The organism is Pseudomonas sp. Gutcm_11s (assembly GCF_028649395.1).
Taxonomy (GTDB): Bacteria; Pseudomonadota; Gammaproteobacteria; order Pseudomonadales; family Pseudomonadaceae; genus Aquipseudomonas.
Window position 1 is genome coordinate 123,198 of sequence record NZ_JAQSUW010000018.1, and the last position, 22,269, is coordinate 145,466.

The 22,269-nt window shown below is 65.0% G+C and carries 21 protein-coding genes and 1 pseudogene; 10 read left to right on the top strand and 12 right to left on the bottom strand.

The window, feature by feature from the left end:
• The first annotated feature begins 6 nt into the window (after positions 1-6).
• Together PTT45_RS22090 and PTT45_RS22095 are read left to right on the top strand one after the other, a co-directional pair.
• Entirely contained in the window at positions 7-639 is a 633-nt protein-coding gene (locus tag PTT45_RS22090; protein WP_273816134.1) for a glutathione S-transferase family protein, read from the top strand.
• Positions 636-1,577, top strand: coding sequence for a Nudix family hydrolase (locus tag PTT45_RS22095; protein WP_273816135.1), 942 nt, complete (start codon positions 636-638; stop codon positions 1,575-1,577). Before PTT45_RS22090 ends, PTT45_RS22095 begins: the two co-directional genes overlap by 4 nt.
• A gap of 15 nt (positions 1,578-1,592) precedes the next feature.
• On the opposite strand, the gene PTT45_RS22100 is transcribed toward PTT45_RS22095, so the two are convergent.
• The 4 genes and pseudogenes from PTT45_RS22100 to PTT45_RS22115 all read right to left on the bottom strand — a co-directional run.
• Positions 1,593-2,177, bottom strand: a complete 585-nt coding sequence (locus PTT45_RS22100) for a cob(I)yrinic acid a,c-diamide adenosyltransferase (protein ID WP_273816136.1) — start codon at positions 2,175-2,177, stop codon at positions 1,593-1,595.
• Entirely contained in the window at positions 2,177-4,189 is a 2,013-nt protein-coding gene (locus PTT45_RS22105) for a sensor histidine kinase (protein WP_273816166.1), read from the bottom strand. The genes PTT45_RS22100 and PTT45_RS22105 overlap by 1 nt, the downstream gene beginning before the upstream one ends.
• Positions 4,190-4,243: 54 nt before the next feature.
• Positions 4,244-5,173: a putative 2-dehydropantoate 2-reductase gene (locus PTT45_RS22110; RefSeq protein WP_273816137.1), complete on the bottom strand. Its 930-nt coding sequence runs from the start codon at positions 5,171-5,173 to the stop codon at positions 4,244-4,246.
• Positions 5,170-6,147 (bottom strand): annotated as a pseudogene (locus PTT45_RS22115) (response regulator); the annotation flags it as partial. The gene PTT45_RS22110 and the pseudogene PTT45_RS22115, both read right to left, overlap by 4 nt.
• A 137-nt stretch (positions 6,148-6,284) precedes the next feature.
• Between PTT45_RS22115 and PTT45_RS22120 the strand changes: the two are divergent.
• Both PTT45_RS22120 and PTT45_RS22125 read left to right on the top strand, forming a co-directional pair.
• The gene (locus tag PTT45_RS22120; protein WP_273816138.1) at positions 6,285-6,764 is read left to right on the top strand and encodes a YajQ family cyclic di-GMP-binding protein; all 480 of its coding nucleotides are present in this window, start codon (positions 6,285-6,287) and stop codon (positions 6,762-6,764) included.
• 108 nt (positions 6,765-6,872) lie between these two features.
• The gene (locus tag PTT45_RS22125) at positions 6,873-7,709 is read left to right on the top strand and encodes a mechanosensitive ion channel family protein (protein WP_273816139.1); all 837 of its coding nucleotides are present in this window, start codon (positions 6,873-6,875) and stop codon (positions 7,707-7,709) included.
• Here PTT45_RS22125 and PTT45_RS22130 read toward each other — a convergent pair.
• Positions 7,701-9,317, bottom strand: coding sequence for an AmpG family muropeptide MFS transporter (locus tag PTT45_RS22130; protein ID WP_273816140.1), 1,617 nt, complete (start codon positions 9,315-9,317; stop codon positions 7,701-7,703). The two genes, PTT45_RS22125 and PTT45_RS22130, sit on opposite strands and share 9 nt — an antisense overlap.
• 36 nt (positions 9,318-9,353) lie before the next feature.
• Entirely contained in the window at positions 9,354-9,746 is a 393-nt protein-coding gene (locus tag PTT45_RS22135; RefSeq protein ID WP_273816141.1) for an MGMT family protein, read from the bottom strand.
• Here PTT45_RS22135 and PTT45_RS22140 point away from each other — a divergent pair.
• Both PTT45_RS22140 and PTT45_RS22145 read left to right on the top strand, forming a co-directional pair.
• Entirely contained in the window at positions 9,745-10,740 is a 996-nt protein-coding gene (locus PTT45_RS22140) for a DUF481 domain-containing protein (RefSeq protein ID WP_273816142.1), read from the top strand. The genes PTT45_RS22135 and PTT45_RS22140 overlap by 2 nt on opposite strands.
• 104 nt (positions 10,741-10,844) lie before the next feature.
• On the top strand, positions 10,845-11,852 hold the full coding sequence (locus PTT45_RS22145) for a DUF481 domain-containing protein (protein ID WP_273816143.1): 1,008 nt from the start codon (positions 10,845-10,847) through the stop codon (positions 11,850-11,852).
• A 374-nt stretch (positions 11,853-12,226) separates the two neighbouring features.
• Here the strand turns inward: PTT45_RS22145 and PTT45_RS22150 are convergent, their stop codons facing one another.
• The 5 genes from PTT45_RS22150 to PTT45_RS22170 form a co-directional block, all read right to left on the bottom strand.
• Positions 12,227-13,027, bottom strand: coding sequence for a cyclic nucleotide-binding domain-containing protein (locus PTT45_RS22150; RefSeq protein ID WP_273816144.1), 801 nt, complete (start codon positions 13,025-13,027; stop codon positions 12,227-12,229).
• 106 nt (positions 13,028-13,133) lie between these two features.
• Positions 13,134-13,406 (bottom strand): TfoX/Sxy family protein, encoded by a 273-nt coding sequence (locus PTT45_RS22155; protein WP_043309081.1) that lies wholly within the window; start codon positions 13,404-13,406, stop codon positions 13,134-13,136.
• 18 nt (positions 13,407-13,424) lie between these two features.
• Positions 13,425-14,183 (bottom strand): class I SAM-dependent methyltransferase, encoded by a 759-nt coding sequence (locus tag PTT45_RS22160; RefSeq protein ID WP_273816145.1) that lies wholly within the window; start codon positions 14,181-14,183, stop codon positions 13,425-13,427.
• Positions 14,184-14,195: 12 nt separating this feature from the next.
• On the bottom strand, positions 14,196-14,540 hold the full coding sequence (locus PTT45_RS22165) for a pentapeptide repeat-containing protein (protein WP_273816146.1): 345 nt from the start codon (positions 14,538-14,540) through the stop codon (positions 14,196-14,198).
• A 56-nt stretch (positions 14,541-14,596) separates the two neighbouring features.
• Entirely contained in the window at positions 14,597-16,159 is a 1,563-nt protein-coding gene (locus tag PTT45_RS22170) for a bifunctional aminoglycoside phosphotransferase/ATP-binding protein (RefSeq protein ID WP_273816147.1), read from the bottom strand.
• A gap of 118 nt (positions 16,160-16,277) precedes the next feature.
• On the opposite strand from PTT45_RS22170, the gene mrcB reads away from it, so the two are divergent.
• Genes mrcB through PTT45_RS22185 form a run of 3 tightly spaced genes read left to right on the top strand, consistent with a single transcriptional unit; the run spans position 16,278 to position 19,673 of the window.
• Positions 16,278-18,596: a penicillin-binding protein 1B gene (gene mrcB / locus PTT45_RS22175; RefSeq protein WP_273816148.1), complete on the top strand. Its 2,319-nt coding sequence runs from the start codon at positions 16,278-16,280 to the stop codon at positions 18,594-18,596.
• Between the two features lie 22 nt (positions 18,597-18,618).
• Entirely contained in the window at positions 18,619-19,344 is a 726-nt protein-coding gene (locus PTT45_RS22180; RefSeq protein ID WP_273816149.1) for a tetratricopeptide repeat protein, read from the top strand.
• On the top strand, positions 19,344-19,673 hold the full coding sequence (locus PTT45_RS22185; protein WP_273816150.1) for a YqcC family protein: 330 nt from the start codon (positions 19,344-19,346) through the stop codon (positions 19,671-19,673). The genes PTT45_RS22180 and PTT45_RS22185 overlap by 1 nt, the downstream gene beginning before the upstream one ends.
• 22 nt (positions 19,674-19,695) lie before the next feature.
• Here the strand turns inward: PTT45_RS22185 and PTT45_RS22190 are convergent, their stop codons facing one another.
• Positions 19,696-20,130, bottom strand: a complete 435-nt coding sequence (locus PTT45_RS22190) for a DUF4124 domain-containing protein (protein ID WP_273816151.1) — start codon at positions 20,128-20,130, stop codon at positions 19,696-19,698.
• A 408-nt stretch (positions 20,131-20,538) separates the two neighbouring features.
• Between PTT45_RS22190 and PTT45_RS22195 the strand changes: the two genes are divergently transcribed.
• Complete coding sequence (locus PTT45_RS22195; RefSeq protein ID WP_273816152.1) at positions 20,539-22,269, top strand: acetolactate synthase 3 large subunit; 1,731 nt, start codon at positions 20,539-20,541, stop codon at positions 22,267-22,269.

Below are 22,269 nucleotides of genomic sequence, written 5' to 3' on the forward strand. Positions count from 1 at the left end.
AACCACATGCCCCTCAAACTGGTGATAGGCGACAAGAACTATTCCTCCTGGTCGCTGCGCGCCGCGCTGGCCATGGATCTGACCGGTTCGCCCTACGAAGAGATCAAGGTGCGCCTGTACCAGCCGGACAGCCGCAGCCAGCTGCTGAGCCACGCGCCGACCGGCAAGGTGCCGGTGCTGCTGACCGAGGAAGGCCCGGTGTGGGACTCCCTGGCCATCGCCGAGTACTTGGCCGAGCGTTTCCCCGAGGCGCATCTGTGGCCGCGTGGCCAGTACGCCCGCGCCCTGGCGCGCAGCGTCTGCGCCGAAATGCACAGCGGTTTCATGGCCCTGCGCAGCCACATGTCCATGGACCTGGCGCGTGACCAGGCGCTGGCCGAGATTCCGGCCGAGGTGCAGGCCGATATCGATCGCGTGTGCCGCCTGTGGGCCGATTGCCGCCAGCGCTTCGGCCAGGACGGTGCCTTCCTGTTCGGCCACGCCAGCATCGCCGATGCCTTCTTCGCGCCGGTGGCGGCGCGCCTGCGCAGCTATCGGGTGGCCTTGCCAGAAGCGGCCGCCGCCTATGTCGACACCATCTATCAATGGCCGGCGTTCGGTCGCTGGTACCAGGCCGCTCTCGAGGAGGTACAGGGGTGAAACGTGTGCATGTGGCCGCGGCGGTGATCCGTGGCGCGGACGGGCGGGTGCTGATCGCCAAGCGCCCGCAGGACAAGCATCAGGGTGGCCTGTGGGAGTTTCCCGGTGGCAAGGTCGAGGAGGGCGAGGCCGTCGAGCTGGCCCTGTCCCGCGAGCTGGAAGAGGAGCTGGGCATCCGTGTCAGCGTCGCCCGGCCGCTGATCCAGGTGCATCACGACTACCCGGACAAGCAGGTGCTGCTGGATGTCTGGGAGGTTTCCTCCTTCACCGGCGAGCCGCATGGCGCCGAGGGCCAGCCACTGGCCTGGGCCGATGAGCATGAGCTGCTCGACTACGAGTTCCCCGCCGCCAACAAACCCATAGTTTCGGCGGCGCGCCTGCCGGACACCTACCTGATAACGCCCGAGGGCCTGGAGCCGGCCGAACTGATGCGCGGCGTGCGCGCCGCCCTGGCCGCCGGTGCCAAGCTGATCCAGCTGCGCGCGCCGAACATGTTCGACCCGCAGTACCGCGACCTGGCGGTGGACATCCAGGGCCTGTGCGCCGGCAAGGCGCAGCTGATGCTCAAGGGGCCGTTGGAGTGGCTGGGCGACTTCCCCGCCGCTGGCTGGCACCTGACCGCCGAGCAGCTGCGCAAGTACGCGCCCAATGGCCGGCCCTTCCCCGGTCAGCGCTGGCTGGCTGCCTCCTGCCACAGTGCCGAGGAGCTGGCCCTGGCCGCGCGCATGGGCGTGGACTTCGTCACCCTGTCGCCGGTGCAGGCCACCCAGACCCACCCGGACGCTGCGCCGCTGGGCTGGGACGCCGCTGCCGAGCTGCTGCGCGGCAGCAACATCCCGGCCTTCCTGCTCGGTGGTGTCGGTCCGCAGGAGCGCGAGCGCGCCTGGCAGGCCGGTGCCCAGGGCGTGGCTGGCATTCGCGCGTTCTGGCCGGTCTGACTCGGTCGCTGCCGGTCAGCGTTCCTGCGGTTTTTCTGCGGCCTGCCAGAGCACCTCGCTGATCTGCGTGCGCCGTGCGATCAATCGTGCGGCGACGAACAGCAGGTCGGACAGGCGATTGACGTAGGCCATGCCCACCGGGCGCAGCGGCTCTATCGCGTTGAGTTGCTGGCAACGGCGCTCGCTGGTGCGCGCCAGGCTGCGGCAGACGTGGGCCTGCGCCACCAGGCGCGAACCGCCGGGGAGGATGAAGTTCTGCAGCGGGCCGAGCTCCTCGTTCCAGCGGTCGATGGCCGCCTCCAGGCGCTCCACTTCTGGTTCCTGCAGCGCCTGGTAATCGGGCATCGCCAGTTCGCCGCCGAGGTCAAACAGGCGGTGTTGGCAAGGCTCCAGCACCTCGATGATCTCGCCCAGGCCGGGCCACAGGGCCGCCTGCTCGGCGAGATCGGCCAGCAGCAGGCCGAGCTGGCTGTTCAGCGTATCCAGCTCGCCCATGGCTTCGACGCGCGGATGATCCTTGGTCACCCGGCGGCCATCGGCCAGGCCGGTCTCGCCCTTGTCGCCGGTCTTTGTGTAGATCTTGCTCAGTCGGTAACCCATCAGCTGTTGATGCCTTCGGTAGGAGCGGTCAGCGGCAGGCGCAGGGTGAAGCAGGTGCCCTTGCCCTGGGCGGATTGCACTTCCAGCTGACCTTTGTGGTTGTTGGTGACGATGAAGTAGGACACGGACAGGCCGAGGCCGGTGCCCTGGCCGACTTCCTTGGTAGTGAAGAAGGGCTCGAAGATGCGCTTGCGCACCAGCTCGGGCATGCCGATGCCGTTGTCTTCCACCTGGACTTCCGCCCAGGGCGGATTGAGGCGGGTGCGCAGGACGATGCGTCCCGGCTCGGTGTCGTCGTCACGCAGGTGGATGGCCTGGGCGGCGTTCTTCAGCAGGTTGAGCAGGACTTGCTCGAGTTCGTTGGCGGTGGCCGGCACCGGGCCGAGCTGGGCGTCGAAATCGCGTTCGATGGCGATGCCCTTGAAGTCGAAGCTCTCGGTCAGGTCGAAGTCGTTGCCGGCGATTTCCAGCGCCTGGTCGATCAGCACCGTCAGCTGGCAGGGCGCCAGCTGGCGGTTGCTGCGCCGGCTGAAGGCGAGCATGTGGGTGACGATCTTGGCTGCCCTCGAGCCGGCCTGGGCGATGCCATCGAGCAGCTGGGGAATCTCGCGGTTGTGCAGGTAGGCGTTGACGTCGTCGAGGGCGATGCCGATCTCCACGGCCAGGTCCTGGTTCTTCGCCAGCTCCGGCGACAGGCGTCGGCGGATGTTCTGCACGTTATGCAGGATGGCGCCCAGCGGGTTGTTGATCTCGTGCGCCATGCCGGCCGCCAGGCCGCCGACCGAGAGCATCTTCTCCGACTGCACCATCATCTCCTCCAGCGACAGGCGCTGGGTGATGTCGTCGATACGGATCACCGCGCCGCGCCCGCCGGCGCCCATCAGTGGGTAGAAGGTCAGCGCGTAGTGGTGGGCCTCTTCGCCACGGCGCCAGGTGACGCGCTCGATCTTCTCCACCCGGTGCTGTTCGGCGGTGCGCTTGAGCTGCAGGAGGAAGGGCTTGAGCGAGGGGAAGGCGAGGAACACCGGCTGGTTCAGCGCCTCGTCCAGCGGCGTGCCGGAGAGGGCGCTGGCCTCCTGGTTCCACTGGGTGACGTAGAGCTGGTCGTCGAGGGCGATCAGCGCCGAGGGCATGGAGTCGATGATGTTGTTGAGGTAGTTCTGGAAGCCGGTGAGCTTCTTCTCGATCTTGCTGCGCACCTGCACTTCCAGTTCCAGCTTGCGGTTGGAGTGGCGGGTCTCCTCGGCCAGGCTCTGCGCCTGGGAGAAGGCGCTCTCGGCGTCGTCGCGGGCGCGCCGCAGCTGCTGTTCGCGGGCCTCCATGCGGCCGAGCATGGTGTTGAAGGCATCGGCCAGGCTACCGATCTCGTCGTGGTTGCCGCGGGCGGCACGCAGGGAGTAGTTCTCCTCGCGGGTGACCTGGCGCGACAGTTCTTCCAGTTTGCGAATGGGCCGGGTGATCAGGCGGCGGATCTGCCGGGCGATCAGCGCCCAGAGCAGCACGCTGAAGGCCAGGATCACCGCACTGGCGGTGACCGTGCCGGTGTAGAAGGCGCCGGGCAGCTCGCTGGAGGCCACCAGCAGCAGGTAGCCGGGCGCCTTGCCCTGCTGCGGCAGTTCGATGGCCCGGGTGGAGCGGAACTCGCTCAGGCGCCAGTGCTCGAGGTTGTCGCTGTAGTCGGGCAGTTGCAGCGGCTCGCCCAGCTGCAGGTCGGCCAGGCGCCGGCCGCTGCTGTCGTAGAGCGCGGCGGCGCGCAGCGGTGTGTAGTTCTCCAGGCGGCTCAGCACTTCGCGCGCGGCTTTGGGCGAGGACAACGCGTGGCGGCTCAGCTCGGGGGTGGCGACCAGCTTGCCGAGGGTCTGCAGCGCCTGGGGCGCGACGCTCTCCTGGGAGATCCAGTACGCCGCGCTGATGAACGCCAGGTTGGCCACCAGCAGCACGGTCGCCAGCAACACCAGCAATGCAGCGAGCAGCTTGCGGCCGACCGGCAGGTTGTCGAGACGCTGGCGCAGACGGGTCAAGGGCGCGGCTTCCGCTTGGGGTGGGAGGGGCAGGTTAGCGCCGCTTCAGTCCACGGGCAATCCGCGGGCGGCCAGGTGCTCGCGCAGGCGCTGCAGCAGGTCTTGTAGGCGCGGCAGTTCGATGCCCAGGCGCTGTGCCTCGCGCAGGGCGTAGCCGAGCAGGTAGCCGATCTCGGTGCGTCGGCCGCAGGCCACGTCCTGGTACATGGACGAGAAGTTGGCGGCGGTGCCGTCGATCACCCGCAGCACGTCCTGGTGCAGGTCGCTGGCCGCGGCGCCCTGGCCGCAGGCGTGCAGCAGCTCGCTGAGTTCTTCGCACAGACCGGCGACCTCGGCCGGCCAGTCGCGCAATCCGCCGTTACGACAGTCGTGCAGCACGGTCAGTGGGTTGATCGCACAGTTCAGCGCCAGCTTGCGCCACAGCTTGGCAAGGATGTCGTCGCTCCAGTCATGGGGTATCCCGGCTCTTTGCAGCTCCTCCAACCACTCCGGCGCGCGGCGTTCGCCAGGGGTGCCCAGCCAGGTCTGGCCACGGCCGGCGTAGACCACGCGCCAACTGTTACCTTCTGGGGCGCCCTCGCGGAAGGCGCCTTCGGTACTGGAAGCGAAGATGCACTGTGCACGAGGCACGCGGGCGGCGACCGCTTCCTGGCTGCCCAGGCCGTTCTGCAGCAGGATGATCTCGGCGCCGGGTGTCAGGCGTGGTGCCAGTTCGGCCACCGCCTCCTCGGCGTCATAGGCCTTGCAGGCCAGCAGCAGGCGGCGGATGGGGATATCGGTGCTTGGTACTTCCGCCGGGATCGGATGCAGGCTGGCCAGGCCGTCTTCGACCAGGGTCAGGCCGCCGGCGACGCGATACTGGGCGAGACGGGCCTGGTCGCGCAGGATCAGCCGCACCGGCAGGCCGGCGCGGGACAGGCGTGCCGCCCACAGCCCGCCCAGGCTGCCGGCACCGAGGATGTGCCAGGTACTCACTGGGGCAACGGCAGGCGTACCGCGCTAACCCGGCCGCTGGCGTAGGAATCCGGCAGCACGCGGCCGGCTTCGGCGAATAGGTGATGCGGCTCGACCGGCAGCGACTTGGCGTCGAGGCCGACCAGGGCGATGCCTGCCTTGAGGCTGATGAAGCCCTCACTGGTCTTGAATGCCTTGAGGTTGAGGCCCTCGTGCAGGCGCTTGAAACTGCTCGGCGAGCATTCCTGCAGGTCGTCGAGCATGGCGATCATGCCGAAGTGGGTCTCGTCGACGCGGGTCAGTACGTCCAGCGGGCGCACCAGTTGTTGCAGGCGGCGAGCCACGCCGTGCAGTACTTCGTTCCAGAAGCCATTGCCGTACTGGCGACGCAGCGCTTCGCCCTCCTGCAGGCCGATCAGCAGGTAGCACAGGGCGCCGCCGCGCGACTCCACCTGGCGCAGGCAGTCGCCCAGCTTCTGTTGCAGGTAGCGGGGGTTGCCCAGTCCGGTCAGCGGGTCGACCAGATTGCGCTGCTCCAGGCTGGCGATGTTCTGGGTCAGCATGCGGTTTTCGTTGAGCAGGCGCTGCAGGGTGTTGCACAGGCGGTCGGCGGCGTACACGCGCGGCACCAGTTGCTCGTTCATGGCGGCCTTGCTAATGAAGTCGTCGACACCGCGGTCGAAGGCCTCGGACAGCACGTTCTCGCCCTCCTTGCCGGTGAGCAGGATGACGTAGGTGTAGTGCTCGGCGGTCTCGTCCAGCTGTCGTACCCGTCCCGTCAGCTCCAGGCCGTCCATCTCCGGCATCAGCCAGTCGGCCAGCAACACGCTGGCGGGGCGTTTTTCCAGCAGGCGCAGGGCTTCCGCGGCACTGTTGGCGAAGCGCACATCCTGGTAGCCGGCCTGGCTCAGGGCACGGCCGATCATGGCACTGGAGAACTTGGCGTCGTCCACTACCAGGATGCTGAGATGGGGGTTGGGCATTGAAGGGCTCGCAGGCAGAGAAAAATGGCCGCCGCAGGTTGGCCGAACGGCGTGTATCAGACTGGTTATAATGGGCGCGCCAATTTTATCGTCAAGTCAGGCGCGTTCAGTCCGTGAGGGGGATCGCGCCGTCCATCAGGAGCAAACCCATGCCTTCGTTCGACGTGGTGTCGGAACTGGACAAGCACGAACTGACCAACGCGGTCGACAACGCCATCAAGGAGCTCGAGCGCCGCTTCGACCTGCGCGGCAAGTGCAGCATCGAAAGCAAGGACAAGACCATCACCCTGACCGCCGAAGCCGAGTTCATGCTCGAGCAGGTGCTCGACATCGTCCGTGCCAGCCTGATCAAGCGCAAGATCGATGCGCAGTGCATGGAAACCAAGGACCCCTACGCCTCCGGCAAGGTGATGAAGCAGGAAGTGACCTTCCGCGAGGGCATCGACAAGGAGCTGGCGAAGAAGATCGTCGCCCACATCAAAGACAGCAAGCTCAAGGTCCAGGCCGCTATCCAGGGCGAGCAGGTGCGGGTCACCGGCAAGAAGCGTGACGACCTGCAGGAGGCGATTGCCGCCCTGCGCGGCAAGGAGTTCGGCATGCCGCTGCAGTACAACAACTTCCGCGACTGACCCCGCAGGGGGAACCTCCGGCGCTTCGCGCGCGTCCCAGTTGTACACCTTTCACCGCCATGGCCCGCCATGGCGGTGTCGTTTCAGCTGTCGGAAAAGGAGTGCATCATGCAATTCGACTACGAGGAGATCGTTCGCCTGTCCCAGGCCTGGCTGCCGGTGGTGCTGGAGTACAGCGGCAAGCTGACCCTGGCCCTGTTCACCCTGGTGATCGGCTGGTGGCTGATCAATCGGCTGACCTCTCGTCTCGCTCAATTGATGCGGCTGCGCAAGGTGGACGCGGCGCTGACCGGGTTCATCGGCAGCCTCGCCAACATCGTGCTCAAGGTGCTGCTGGTGGTCAGCGTGGCCTCCATGATCGGCATCTCCACCGCCTCGTTCATCGCCGCCATCGGTGCTGCTGGTCTGGCCATCGGCCTGGCCCTGCAGGGCAGCCTGGCCAACTTCGCCGGCGGCGTGCTGATTCTACTGTTCCGCCCGTTCCGCATCGGCGACTGGATCGAGGCGCAGGGGCAGTCGGGAACTGTGGACAGCATCCAGATCTTCCACACCGTTCTGCGTACCGGGGACAACCGCACGGTGATCCTGCCCAACGGCGCGCTGTCCAATGGGCCGATCATCAATACCTCGCGCCAGGCCACGCGGCAGATCGTGTTCGATGTGAAGGTGGATTACGACAGCGACCTGCAGAAGGCCCAGGAAGTGCTGCGCACGATGGCCGAGGACCCGCGGGTGCGCCGCGATCCGCCGCCGGCGGTCGTGGTGGCCGGGCTGGGCGAGACCTTCATCACCCTGTCGTTGCGGGTGTGGACGGCCAATTCGGACTATTGGCCGGTCACCTTCAGGTTCAACGAGGAAGTGCGTGATCGCCTGCGCGAGGTGGGGGTCGATATTGCCGTGCCGGGGCTGGTGGCGCGCACGGTGGCGACCCCGGCCTCAGCCTGATTCGCCCTGGCGTTGCGGTGCTTCTGGCTCTGCCATGGCCGGGCCGGAGCCCTGCCTGCGCCACTGCAGCAGGATGAGGATCAGCGTGGGGATACCGAGCAGCGCGGTGATCAGGAAGAACTGACTGTAGCCGGCCCTCTCCACCATCACCCCGGAGTAGCCGCCGACCAGGCGCGGCAGCAGCAGCATGATGGAACTGAGCAGGGCGTACTGGGTGGCGGAGAACTTCAGGTTGGTCAGGCTCGACAGGTAGGCGACGAAGGCCGCAGTGGCCAGGCCCGAGCTGAGGTTGTCCAGCGTGATGGTCACCACCAGCATCAGCATGTGCGGGTCCAGCGTCCACAGCAGGTGGCTGACCGTCTGTTCGGCATAGGCTGCCGGCTCGTGGACCACGCCCAGGCCGGAGAGCGTGGCGAACAGCAGGTTGGTGCCCGCCGAGGCGGCGCCGCCCAGCAGCAGGATCGGCATGATGCCGAAACGCACGATCAGCAGGCCGCCGAGGGCCGCGCCGAGCAGGGTCATGATCAGGCCGAACAGCTTGCTGACGCTGGCGATCTGGCTCTTGGCGAAGCCCATGTCGATGTAGAAGACGTTGGCCATCACTCCCATCACCGTATCGGACATGCGATAGGTGGCGATCAGCCCGAGCAGCAGCAGCGCCTGCCAGCGATAGCGCAGGATGAAGTCGTTGACCGGCGTGAGCACAGGCGCCAGGCCGCGACGGCCCATGCGCGACAGGCAGACTCCGGTGAGCACGGCGTAGATGCCGAAGCGCATGAAGGCACGGTCGTCGCGGATCAGTTCGACCAGGCCGATGTCGCCGTTGAGCAGCAGGAACACGTCGCTGCGGAAGAACTGGGTGAACATGGCCGGCACCGACACCAGCAGCACGATCAGCACCAGCACCGAGGCCAGTTGGCGATACAGGCCGTAGCGCGCTGCGGCCATCTGGGTCTGCATTGGTACCGGCGGCTCGCGCATCCACAGGGTGGTGATCAGTCCCGGCAGCATCAGCATGGCGAACAGCAGGTAGGTGCTGGCCCAGGCGCCGTGCTGGTAGCCGGCGCCGGGGTTGCCGAACCAGCCGGCGAAGTACAGGGCACCGGCGGTGGCCAGCAGGGCTGCGACGCGGTAGCCGGCCATGTAGCTGGCGGCCAGCGCGGCCTGGCGCGTGTCGTCGACGATCTCCAGGCGGTAGGCATCTACCGCGATGTCCTGGGTGGCCGAGGCGAATGCCACCACCACGGCCACGCCGATCAGCCACGACAGGTGCTGCTGCGGATCGCACAGGGCCATGCCGATCAGGCCGAAGGCCACCAGGCCCTGGGACAGCACCAGCCAGGAGCGGCGGCGGCCGAGGCGGCCGAGCAGCGGCAGGCGCCACTGGTCGAGCATCGGTGCCCAGACCCATTTGAAGGCGTAGGCCAGGCCGATCAGGCTGGCGTAGCCGATGGTCTGGTGGGTGACCCCGGCCTCACGCAGCCACACCGAGAGGGTGGAGAACACCAGCATGTACGGCAGGCCCGCGGCAAAGCCCAGCAGGAGCAGGGCCAGGGTGGCCGGGTGGGCATAGGTGGCAAGGGCGGCGCGCCAGGTTCTACGGGGCATGAGGCGTTCGGCTACGGACACGGCAAAGGGCGCACTCTAACCGTTCGGCTCCATCGGGCGCCAGCCGTGGCGGCGCATGTCGACACGATCATTGCGGATGGTCAGCCCCTCGGCGCGCAGGCGCGCGCGCTGCTCATCACCCGATGGCGTACCGGCGGCGAGGCTGAGCCGCCCCCCTGCACCGAGCACGCGATGCCAGGGCAGGCGCGTGTTTTCGGGAAGCTGGCTGAGGGTCCGCCCGACCCAGCGTGCCGCGCGGCCGAGGCCGGCCAGGGCGGCCAGTTCGCCGTAGCTGGTCACCTTGCCTGCGGGAATCTGCGCCAGCACCAGATAAAGCGCAGCGCGGCGGCCCTCCGGACTTGCCGTAGGGTCCAGGGCTGGGGCATGTTCTGGCTCGTCGCCTCGTTCCTTCTTCGGTGGTCTGGCCATGTCGCGCGTTCTGCTGTCCTGTCTGTTGCTGAGCCTGGCTTGGCCCGTCGTCGCCGATACGGTGTGGCTGAACAACGGCGATCGCCTGAGTGGCGAAATCCTGTTGCTCGACGGCGGCAAGCTGGCGTTGAAGACCAAGTATGCCGGCAAGGTGCTGATCGACTGGAAGGATATCGACACCCTCAGTGCCGACAAGCCCCTGATGCTGCGTCGCGAAGGGCTGGACAGCGAGAGCAGCGAGCAGCTGCGCGCCGCCGGCCCGGGCAAGGTCAAGATGGTCAACGGCGGGGAGCGGGAAATCACCCTGGCAAGCATTTCACGCCTGGTGCCGCCGCGGCCGCTGCTCAAGGACCGCGTCTGGGAAGGCAACCTGGACGCCAAGCTGGATATGGAGCGCAACCAGGATCGCACCGATGAGTGGAAGCTCAAGGGCAATACCCGTGTCGAGCATGGGCGCTGGCGCCATGTGCTGCGCGGCGAGCTGGAGCACGAGAAGGAAAACGGCGAGAAGACCGAGGACAACTGGGAACTGGAGTACGACCTCGACCGCTTCTTCACCGATCACTGGTTCTGGCGGGTTGGCTACGAGCAGGACGAGGACAAGTTCGAGGACATCAGCCGCCAGCGCATCTACGGCACAGGGCCGGGCTACCGCTTCTGGGACAACGAGCTGGGCCGGTTGGACCTGATCACCCAGTTCAACCGTATCGAGCTGTATAGCCGCTATGGCGACGTGGGCTTCGACAGCTGGTCGGTGGAGTGGGACTACAAGCGCCTGCTGTGGGGGACGCGCCTGGAGTTCTACACCACTGCCCAGTTGCAGGTGCCGCAGATCGACGAGATCGACTACGTGCTCGATAGCGAGGCGGGGCTGCGCTACCACCTCAACGACTGGGCGCGACTGTCGCTGTTGTACGAGCTGGATCAGATTCGCGGACTGGGTACCACGGCCTCCGATCGCCACTATCTGATTGGCATAGGTGTGGGCTGGTAGTCGAAAGAGCTGAACTCATGGGCCGTTTTGCCGGTCTGTGCTTGCTCAGCTGGTGTGCATCCGGATAATGCGCGCCTTTTTCCAGTACCAGCCTGACCGTGCCTATGAAATCGTTTCGCTCCCTGCTTTGCCTGGCCGTTTGCGCCGCCTCCACGCCGTTGTTCGCCGACACTGTCTGGCTGAAGAGCGGTGACAAGATCACCGGTACCATCCAGTTGCTCGACAGCGGCAAGCTGCTGCTGAAGACCGACTTCGCCGGTGTCATCACCCTCGACATGAAGAAGGTCGCGACGCTGGAGAGTGACCAGGCGCTGCTGGTCAAGCAGGACGACTTCGTCGGCGAGCATGCCAAGTCGCTGAGACCGGCAGGGCAGGGGCAGGTCGAACTGGTCAATGGCGAGGCGCCCAAGGTGGTGGAGCTTGCCTCTATCAGCCAGATGATGCCGCCCAAGCCGCTGGTGCAGGACCTGGCATGGACCGGCACGCTGGACTTCTCGGCCGATTACAAGCGCGCCGCCAACGACGTCAAGGACTACAACGTCGATCTCGACACCAAGGCCCGCCACGGTGCCTGGCGCCATGGCATCACGGCCGAGTATGACCACGAGACCAAGGACGACGAGCGCAAGACCGACCGGGTAGAGCTGGGTTACGACCTCGACCGCTTCTTCACGCAGAAATTCTTCTGGAAGGGCCAGCTCAAGTACAGCCACGACCGCATCGAGGACCTGGAGACCCAGCGCACCATCGGTACCGGTCCCGGTTACCAGTTCTGGGATGACGAGCTGGGCGCCTTCTCCCTGGCCGGCCTGCTCAACCGCAACGACTATGTGTTCGCCGATGGCAGCACCGAGCACTTCACTTCGGCTACCAGCAAGTGGGACTACAAGCGCTACCTGTATGGCAAGAACCTGGAGATCTATACCCAGGGCGAGGTGGGCGCTCCCTTCATCGACTCGGTGGACTACACCATCGATAGCGAGGCGGGCGTGCGCTACCGGCTCAACAGCTGGGCGGCACTCAGCCTCAAGGCCGAGTGGGACAAGGTCGCCAGCGAGTACGGCGATACCAACGAGCGCCGCTACATGATCGGTCTGGGCGTGGGCTGGTAAGACACGCGCCTCGCCGCCGCCTTCCGTTCTGGAGGGCGGTCATTTCCCAGTGATTTGAGATACCCGGTCCAATGCGCTTGCAAGGCTGCACTGACGTGGCTGCGGGTGGTGGCTAAAAACTGCGGGCAAAAAAAGACCCGGCAAATTGCCGGGTCAATAACCGTGATTAGCCTGATGAGGAGATAATCTGAAGAGTCCGACTGCTGTGGTCTCTTGAGCTTATCGGCTGATCTCGCGACCAGTTGAGGTAATAATAACAATTCTCATTTTCCAGTCAACACCCGGATGAGAATTATTTTCGACTGGTTGGCAAAACACCTGCGCAAAGAAAACCCCGGCCATGGCCGGGGTTTGTCGTTACAGCCCTGCGTGACTCAGGTTTGCGGCAGCTGGGTACGCAGCTGGGTGACTTCCTTGTTCAGCAGGTCGATGCGCCGCGCCATGCTCTCGATCAGGCTGTGGGCGATGCGCGGGTTGCTCTGCATCAGGCTGAGGAACTGGTCCTTGGGGATGACCATGACGGTGCAGGGCTCGCTGGCGATCACCGTGGCGCTGCGCTTCTCGCGGGTGAACACGGCCATGGCGCCGAAGATCTCGTCTTTCTGCACGTCGCCGACCTTCTGGCCGTCGACGTGGGCCTCGGCGTGGCCCTCGATGATCACGAACACGTGGTCGGCGTCGTCACCTTGGTGAATCAGTTCCTCACCTGCGGCGAAGTGTTGGAAGCCGGTGGCCGGGCGGATCTCCGGTTGCTTGAGGCGGGCCAGTGCGTCGGAGAGAAGGGCGGTGTGGCCGATCAGGTACTGGATGAACAGTTCCTGGCGCTGCTCGCTGGTGTAGATGTGCTTGAACACATCGGTGCGGGCATAGGGCACCAGGGTCAGGTGCTCTTCGCTGCTGTAGCGGCAGCTGGGCAGGTCGATGCCCTGGCGCAGGCCGACCAGGTCGCCTTCCTGCAGGTAGAACAGCGGGCGCTCATCGACCTGGGCGTGCAGCAGGCCGTTTTCGATGATGTACAGCTGGTTGCCCGGAAGAATCTTGGCCAGATCCTCGACCTGCTCGAGGCGCAGGGGCGAGCCGCTGGGCTGCAGCCCTTCGAGCAGTTGTGCGGGAATGCTCTGCAGGCGTTGGATCAGCTGGTCGGCGTAGGCCGGTTGCTCCCCGAGTAGGTACATGTCGGTAATTCCTTGAACTGGCTGGGCTGACGATAAGGCACGCAGAGTGCGGCAACAATAGGTCGCAGCGTGATGCAGGTAAATGCCGCTGCTCGGAGGTTGTGAGCTAGCTCTTGTTGCGCGGTACCCGCTCGTCCAGCTGACCGTTCAGGCTGTCCTTGATCCCTGGCGGCAGATCGTTCCAGTGCACGTCGAGCAGGGCGCCCTCGATGGCGTAGAGCAGGACCTTGGATGCACGAAAACCGCGGGCCCTTACTGCGCGGTATGCGTCGACCGAGCCCAGCCGGCGCAGGTCGTTGGCGCTATGGATGCCAACCGCATGCAACCATTGCGCAGATGTCTTGCCCAGGTTCTTCAGGTGTTGCAGCTCATCATTCATGGCGCCTCCTTGCCGTTGTCATGAGGGGCGTGCCGGGAAGCCTGCGAGAAAGTGTAGCGGCCATCGCACAAAACGCTTTTGCTGCCCGTCGCCCCAGGCCTGCTGCAGTCTGGGCAGCAGGTCCTGCACGGGATCGCGGCCGCTGGCTTGCTCCAGCTTCTGCACGGCGGACCAGGTGCTTAGGTAGCCAACCAGTTGCGGCAGATCCCATTCCAGTTCGATGGCGAATGCCGGCACCTGGATGCGTGCAAAGGGCGGCTGGATATCGCTGTAGCCGGCGTCGACGCTGGTGCGGCCAGCGGGCCAATAGCCGGCCAGGGTGTTCCAGTAGAAGTCATCGAGCACGGCATCCAGCGCATCGTCGATACGCAACAGGCTGTAGCACCATGCGCAGAACAGGCCGTCGGGCCTGAGCAGGCGACGTGTCTCAGCGAAGAAGTCGGGTGTGGCGAACCAGTGCAGGGCCTGGGCCACGACGATCAGGTCCAGGCTGGCATCGGCCAATGGCTGGGCGGTGGCGTCCGCAGCAAAACAGTCGACGCTCTTCAGGTCGGGTGCGGCGCGCAACTGCTCGGCACTGGCGTCGCAAGCCAGTACCTGCTGGAAGCGCCCCAGCAGCGGGCGGCTGGCCTGGCCATTGCCGCAGGCGATGTCCAGCGCCCGCTCGTGGGCGGGAGCGTTGCTGGCTAGCCAGTCGAACAGTTGCTCGGGGTATTGCGGGCGAAAGCTGGCGTAGGCATCGGCGCGGTTGCCGAACAGGCGGGCGATCTCGCTCATGGGGTCTCGGATTCAGTTGGGGCGATAGCGCATGCGGGTGCCGAACTGCATGGACAGCAGGATTTCGTCAGCACTGAGTTGCGCCGGGAAATATGCGCCGGAGATCTGCGCGTGGGCGATGCTGGCGCCTTCCAGGTTGGACTCGCGCAGATCCAGGCCGCGCAGGTCGGCGCCGCGGAAGTAGCCATCGGTGAAGTCGACACGGCTGGCGTCCAGCAGGCGCAGGTCGAGGCCGCGTAGATCGGCGCCGCGCAGGTCGACGGGACCGTCGCCGGGCTTCTGCTTGTTGAACTCGGCGACCTTCTCATCGTGCAGCAAACGGTAGAGCGGGTTATCCAGTTGGCGCGGCTGGCTCATGGGGTGCCTCCATTCAGGGCCTGCCGGCAGTATAGACAGGCCCTGGATGGTGCGGATCAGAGGCCCGGCAGGCGCTGGCGGATGCTCTCGATCAGGCTGTCTAGGCTGGCTGCCTGGTGAGTGTCGACGCGGCGGCTATGGGCCTGCTCGTCGGCATTCAGCTCGTCACGGCTGGCTTGCTGGGCCTGGATGACCTCGAGGGTGGCGTCGGACGGGTCGATGCCTTCGGCCTGGCGTTGTTCCAGCCAGGCCGCGATGACTTCCTGTGGTGCCTGGCAATCCAGGATCAGGAAGGGCACGCCGTTGTGTTCGGCGACCTGCCAGGCTGCTGCACGCTGGGCATGCTTGAGGTAGGCAGCGTCCAGCACCACCGGGAAGCCGGCATGCAGGGCGCGCTCGGCCAGTTCATGCAGGCGCTGGTAGGTGGCTGCGCTGGCCTCGGCGCTGTAGATGCCGCCGTTCAGGCTGCCTTTGGCGGCATCCGGCTGTTCGCCGAACAGGCGCTTGCGTTCCACGTCCGAGCGCAGGCGAATGGCGCCCAAGGCGTCCACCAGGCGCAGGGCGACCTGGCTCTTGCCCACGGCGGATACGCCGCTGGTGATGGCCAGGAACGGCGAGGGGATGGCGCTGTAGCTTTCTGCCAGGTTGGCGTAGTTGCGGTACTGGCGCAGGGTTGCGGCCTTCTGCACGGCATCGCTCTGGTGGGCCAGGCTGAACAGGGCGACCTTGGCGCGAACCAGGGCGCGGTGGGACTTGTAGAGGTTGAGCAGTTCCAGGGCGTCGTAATCGCCGCTGTGCTCCAGCCAGGCGCTGACGAAGCGCCGCGACAGCGCCTTGAGACCGCGGTCTTCCAGGTCCATGGCGAGGAAAGCGGCGTCCAGGGCGATGTCGATCAGGCGGAATTCTTCGTTGAATTCGATGCAGTCGAACAGCACCACTTCGCCATCCAGCAGGGTGGCATTGCCCAGGTGGATGTCACCGTGGCACTCGCGGATCGCGCCCATGGCTGCGCGCTTGGCCAGCAGCGGTTCCAGGCGGGCGATGCTGGCCTCGACCCAGGCTTCCAGAGCGTCGAGTTGGCGCAGGTCGGCAGCGTCGGAAAGCAGCGGACGGATCTGTTCGAAGTTCTGCCGCATCGGCGCGACGATGGATTTTGGCAGGCACAGCGGATGCTCGATGGCCACGGCTGGCGTGCGGCCGTGGAAGTCGGCGATCTGTTGGGCCAGGGCATCGATGTGTGCAGGGGTCAGCTCGCCGCGGCCCTGTACGGCGCTGAGCAGCTGGGTCTGCGGGAACTGGCGCATCTTCAGTGCATATTCGATGGCCGGACCTTCACCGCCCAGTTGCGGAGCGCTTTCTCTGCCGGTGATCGGCACGACTTCCAAGTACAGGCCGTCGGTCAGGCGCTGGTTGAGGCGCAGCTCCTCACCGCAGAAGTGCTGGCGCTGGTCCAGGTTGGTGAAGTCGAGGAAGCCGAAGTTGGCCGGTTTCTTGATCTTGTAGGCGAAGGGGCCGGTGAGCAGGACCCAGGAGATGTGCGTCTCGATTACCTGGAAGCCGTCCACCGGGTGGGGGTAGAGGGTGGGGTTCTGCAGGGCGGCAATCAGGGCTTGGCTCACGGTCTTTCCTTGCGTTCTTGGAGTCGATTAGAGGCGGCATTATGGCCGCTGTGAGGCACTCTGCAAACCGCCAGGGCGCGCCTGTTGGGGCAGGGCAAAGTGCGTATAATGCCGCGCCATGACTCGTTCCCGTACCCCTCGTAAAGGCGCCAAGCGCCGCGCCGGCAGCCGTTCCTGGCTGGGCTGGCTATTCAAGTTGTCGCTGGTCGGCCTGGTGCTGCTGGCTGGCTTCGCCGTGTATCTCGATGCCGTGGTGCAGGAGAAATTCTCCGGTAAGCGCTGGACGGTACCGGCCAAGGTCTATGCCCGGCCGTTGGAGCTGTTCGTCGGCCAGAAGCTGAGCAAGGAGGACTTCCTCACCGAACTGGATGCCCTTGGCTATCGCCGTGAAGGCGCTGCCAACGGCCCGGGCGCGGCAGCGGTGAATGGCAACCTGGTCGACCTGCATACCCGCGGCTTCCAGTTCTATGAAGGCAACGAGCCGGCCCAGCGGGTGCGGGTGAAGTTTTCCGGCGACTACGTGGCCGGCCTGAATCAGGGCAATGGCACCAAGCTGGCGGTGGCGCGCATGGAGCCGCTGCTGATCGGCGGCCTGTACCCGGCGCACCACGAAGACCGCATCCTGATCAAGTTGGATCAGGTTCCGCCGTATCTGGTCGAGACGCTGGTCGCTGTCGAGGATCGTGAGTTCTTCAACCACTTCGGTGTGTCACCCAAAGGCATCGCCCGTGCGGTATGGATCAACGCCAGTGCCGGCCAATTGCGCCAGGGCGGCAGTACCCTGACCCAGCAGTTGGTGAAGAACTTCTACCTCACCAACGAGCGCAGCCTGACCCGCAAGCTCACCGAAGCCATGATGGCGGTGTTGCTGGAGTTGCACTACGACAAGAAGGAAATCCTCGAGGCCTACCTCAACGAGGTGTTCCTCGGTCAGGATGGCCAGCGTGCCGTGCACGGCTTTGGTCTGGCCAGCCAGTACTTCTTCAGTCAGCCGCTGGGTGAGCTCAAGCTCGACCAGGTGGCGCTGCTGGTCGGCATGGTCAAGGGGCCGACCTTCTACAACCCGCGGCGTAATCCGGAGCGCGCCCTGGAGCGCCGCAACCTAGTGCTCGACCTGCTGGTGCAGCAGGGCGTGGTGACTGCCGAGATCGCCGAAGCGGCGAAGCAGAAACCGCTGGGCGTGACCAAGCGTGGCAGCCTGGCCGACAGCTCGTTCCCCGGCTTCCTCGACCTGGTCAAACGCCAGCTGCGCGAGGACTACCGAGAGGAAGACCTGACCGAGGAAGGTCTGCGTATCTTCACCAGTTTCGATCCGATCCTGCAGCTCAAGGCCGAATCGGCGCTGGGCGAGACCTTCAAGCGTCTGTCTGGTCGTCAGGGGCTGGACGAGGTGGAGGCGGCGATGGTGGTGACCAACCCGGAAACCGGCGAGGTGCAGGCACTGATCGGTAGTCGCCAGCCGCGCTTCGCCGGCTTCAATCGAGTGATGGACGCCAATCGCCCGATCGGTTCGCTGATCAAACCTGCCGTCTATCTCACGGCGCTGGAGCGCCCCAGCCAGTACACCCTGACCAGTTGGCTGGAAGATACGCCCTTCTCGGTGAAGGGCCAGGATGGCCAGGTCTGGCGTCCGCAGAACTATGACCGCAAGGCCCACGGCACCATTTATCTGTATCAGGGCCTGGCCAACTCCTACAACCTGTCGACCGCCAAGCTCGGCCTGGAACTGGGCGTGCCGAATGTGCTCAAAACCCTCGAACGGCTGGGTGTCGAGAAGGATTGGCCGGCCTATCCGTCGATGCTGCTGGGCGCCGGTGCGCTGAGCCCCATGGAGGTGGCGACCATGTACCAGACGCTGGCCAATGGTGGTTTCAATACGCCGCTGCGAGGTATTCGCAGCGTTCTGGCTGCCGAGGGCGAGCCGCTCAAGCGCTATCCATTCCAGATCCAGCAGCGTTTCGATCCGGGTGCCATCTACCTGGTGCAGAATGCGATGCAGCGTGTTATGCGCGAAGGCACCGGGCGCTCGGTGTACAGCCAGTTGCCGAGCAATCTGACGCTGGCAGGCAAGACCGGTACCAGTAATGATTCGCGCGATAGCTGGTTCGCCGGCTTCAGCCAGGATCTGCTGGCCGTGGTGTGGATGGGGCGTGACGACAACGGCAAGACGCCGCTGACCGGCGCCACCGGCGCGCTGCAGGTATGGACCGGCTTCATGAAGAAGGCCGATCCGCTGCCGCTGGACATGCCTATGCCAGATAACGTCGCGTCGGCCTGGATAGACGCATACAGCGGACAGGGCTCTGCCGCAGGCTGCCCGAACGCGGTGGAAATTCCCTATATCCGTGGCAGCGAGCCGCCGCCCGGTCAGCCCTGTGGCTTGTTGGAGGCTCCGGCTGACAACGTGATGGACTGGGTGCGTGGCTGGCTCAATTGATCCGCTTCGAGTGAGGAAATGAATGTCTAAGTGGTGGATTACCGTAGTACTGGCCTCGGCAGTGATGTCGGGCTGTTCCAGCGTGCCCAAGGGCTCGATTCCGGTACAGGATTCGACCGGCAGCCTGCGCTCGGATGAGCAGGGCGCCTTCGCCGGCCGTGGTGGTGTGAATGCACAGCCGCAACAGCAGAGCCAGGCCCAGAGCATGCCCGAGGATTCGGGCGTGGTGGTGATGGTGCCCGGTGGTGTGAGTTCGGCGCCCTTGGATACCTATCCGGATGGCAGCAACGCAACACCATCGACCTACAATCCGACGCCTATGAGCAGCGCGCCGATTTCCAGTGCTGGTGGTTACCAGGCTCCGAGCGCTCCGAGCATGCCCAGCGGCATTCCGTCCGGCGGCGGTCTGGCTGCCGACGAACAGCTGGATGGCCCGGTGCTAGCGCTGCTCACCAGCGCCCAGCAACAGCAGGGAAATGGCGATCTGGATGGTGCCTCCTCGAGCCTGGAGCGTGCACAGCGCATCGCCCCACGCGAGCCGCAAGTGCTCTACCGTCTCGCCGAAGTGCGCCTGGCACAGGGTGATGCTGCCCAGGCCGAGCAGCTGGCGCGCCGCGGGCTGACCTACTCCAGCGGTCGCCCGGCGCTGCAGGCCAGCCTCTGGGGACTGATCGCGCAGGCTCGTGATCGCCAGGGCGATCCGGCCGGCGCCGCTCAGGCGCGCGAGCGCGCTCGGGTCAATCTGTAATGGATGTGCGTCTATCGCGGCTGGCCGATCAGCTGCTGCTGATCGAGCGCGAGCTGCGCCTGCTAGGCATGTGGTCGGTCGAGGCTCCGTCTCCCGAGGCGCTGGCCAGCCAGCAGCCGTTCTGCATCGATACCCTGGATTTCGAGGCCTGGCTGCAGTGGCTGTTCCTGCCGCGGATGAAGCAGTTGCTGGAGTCGGGCGGCCCTCTGCCGACGGCATCCGGCATTCGAGCGCTGGCCGAGGAGCGCTACAAGGGGCGTGATGCGGAGGTCGGCGCGCTGCTGGGGGCGCTGGGAGAGTTTGATCGATTGATCGGGAGCGCTCGCTGAGCGCTCCATGCCTGCCAGTAGGTTACTGGCAGTTTTCCTTGATCGAAGCTTCGGCTTTGTCGATCCGCGCCTGCCGCTCTTCCTCGGTAAGGCGGCGCAGCTCGCCGTTTTCCTCGACACGCAAGCGCGAGGTGGCGCGCATCTGCGCTAGATCCTGGCGGGTGCTTTCGCAGTAGGCTTTGCGCTCTTCATCTTGCTTGGCAATCTGATCCTTGGCCTCGCGGTCTAGCTTTTCCTGCTTCTCGTCTTTGGCTTCGCTCTTGGGCACTGCTGGTGGGGGCGCGGCGACCTTGGGCTGGGAGACATTAGGGTTCACGGCTGCAGATGGCTGCCCTTCCGGCGGTTGCGAGCCGAAGTGCACATTGCCCTGGCTATCCACCCACTTGTATATCTGGCCAGCAGTGGCTCCGGTGCTCAAGGCGAGCAGTACACTGCACGCGAGAATCATGCGACGCATGTCATTTCCTTTTTTCGGCAGCAAAACTTGCCCGTTACTATAACCAAAAGCTGCAAATCTTCATCCTGCGCCATGTCACAAGCCGGCAGGACGAGAAACAGTGAAGTGCGGCTTGACTTGGCGTTCAGTAATCCGAACAATCGGCGCTTCCTGCTGTTGTGAAGTCCGCCGCAAGCGTCCTTCAGCTCAGTGGAAAAAGGCGCTACCCGTGCCGACCCCCGTTACACCCGCAACGCGTTACCTCGCGCTGGGAAGGAAAGGCTCCGCAAGATTGGGCTCTTCCGTTACTCGTCACACAGACCCCTGCATCGCCCGCGACCACAGTCGCGCCTGTCTGTCGGCCAGTAATACCTACATCAAGGACCACTCGTTGTCGGGTGGTGATCTGGCGTTCTAGAGGTGAACAACGTGGAGCTTTTATCCGGCGCTGAAATGGTCGTCCGCTCGTTGCGTGACGAAGGCGTTAAGTACATCTATGGGTACCCGGGCGGTGCCCTCCTGCACATCTACGATGCCCTGTTCAAGGAACCGGAAGTAACCCACATCCTGGTTCGTCACGAGCAGGCTGCCACTCACATGGCTGACGGCTACGCCCGCGCCACCGGCAAGGCCGGTGTGGTGCTGGTGACTTCCGGCCCGGGGGCAACCAATGCCATTACCGGCATTGCTACTGCCTACATGGACTCGATCCCGATGGTGATCATCTCCGGCCAGGTGCCCAGCACCGTGGTCGGTACCGACGCCTTCCAGGAAACCGACATGGTCGGTATCTCGCGTCCGATCGTGAAGCACAGCTTCATCATCAAACATCCTTCGGAAATCCCCGAAGTGATCAAGAAAGCCTTCTACCTCGCCCAGTCCGGTCGCCCCGGTCCTGTGGTCGTGGACATTCCGAAGGACATGGGCGATCCGTCGCAGAAGTTCGAATACAGTTATCCGAAGAAGGTCAAGCTGCGCTCTTACAGCCCTGCTGCCCGTGGTCATTCCGGGCAGATCCGCAAGGCTGTCGAGATGCTGCTTGCTGCCAAGCGCCCGGTCATGTACTCCGGTGGTGGCGTGGTCATGGGTGGCGCTTCCGAGCCGTTGACCGAGTTGGCCCGCATGCTCAACGTGCCGGTGACCAATACCCTGATGGGCCTCGGCGCCTACCCGGGTACCGACCGCCAGTTCGTCGGCATGCTAGGCATGCATGGCAGCTACACCGCCAACCTGGCCATGCATCACGCCGACGTGATCCTGGCCGTCGGCGCGCGTTTCGATGACCGGGTGATCAACGGTGAGACGGCGGCCAAGTTCTGCCCGAACGCCAAGATCATTCACATCGACATCGACCCGGCGTCGATCTCCAAGACCGTCAAGGCCGACATCCCGATTGTTGGCCCGGTCGACAGCGTGCTGACCGAGATGGTCGCGATCCTCAAGGAGATTGGCGAAACCCCGAACAAGGAAACCGTCGCCAGCTGGTGGAAGCAGATCGACGAGTGGCGTGGTGGCGGCCGCCTGTTCCCCTACAACGAGGGTGACGGCAGCATCATCAAGCCGCAGACCGTGATCGAGACCCTCAGCGAAGTGACCCGTGGCGACGCTTACGTCACTTCCGACGTGGGCCAGCACCAGATGTTCGCGGCGCAGTACTACCGCTTCAACAAGCCCAATCGCTGGATCAACTCCGGTGGCCTGGGCACCATGGGCTTCGGCTTCCCCGCTGCGATGGGTGTGAAACTGAACTTCCCGGAGGCTGACGTGGCCTGCGTTACCGGTGAGGGCAGCATCCAGATGAACATCCAGGAACTGTCGACCTGCCTGCAGTACGACCTGCCGGTGAAGATCATCAACCTGAACAACGGTGCCCTGGGCATGGTTCGCCAGTGGCAGGACATGCAGTACAGCAGCCGTTACTCGCACTCTTACATGGAATCGCTGCCTGACTTCGTCAAGCTGGCCGAGGCCTATGGTCACGTGGGCATGCGCATCACCGACCTCAAGGACCTCAAGCCGATGATGGAAGAGGCTTTCGCCATGAAGAACCGCCTGGTGTTCCTCGACATTGCCGTGGATACCAGCGAGCACGTGTACCCGATGCAGATTCGCGGCGGTGCCATGCGTGACATGTGGCTGAGCAAGACGGAGCGGACCTGA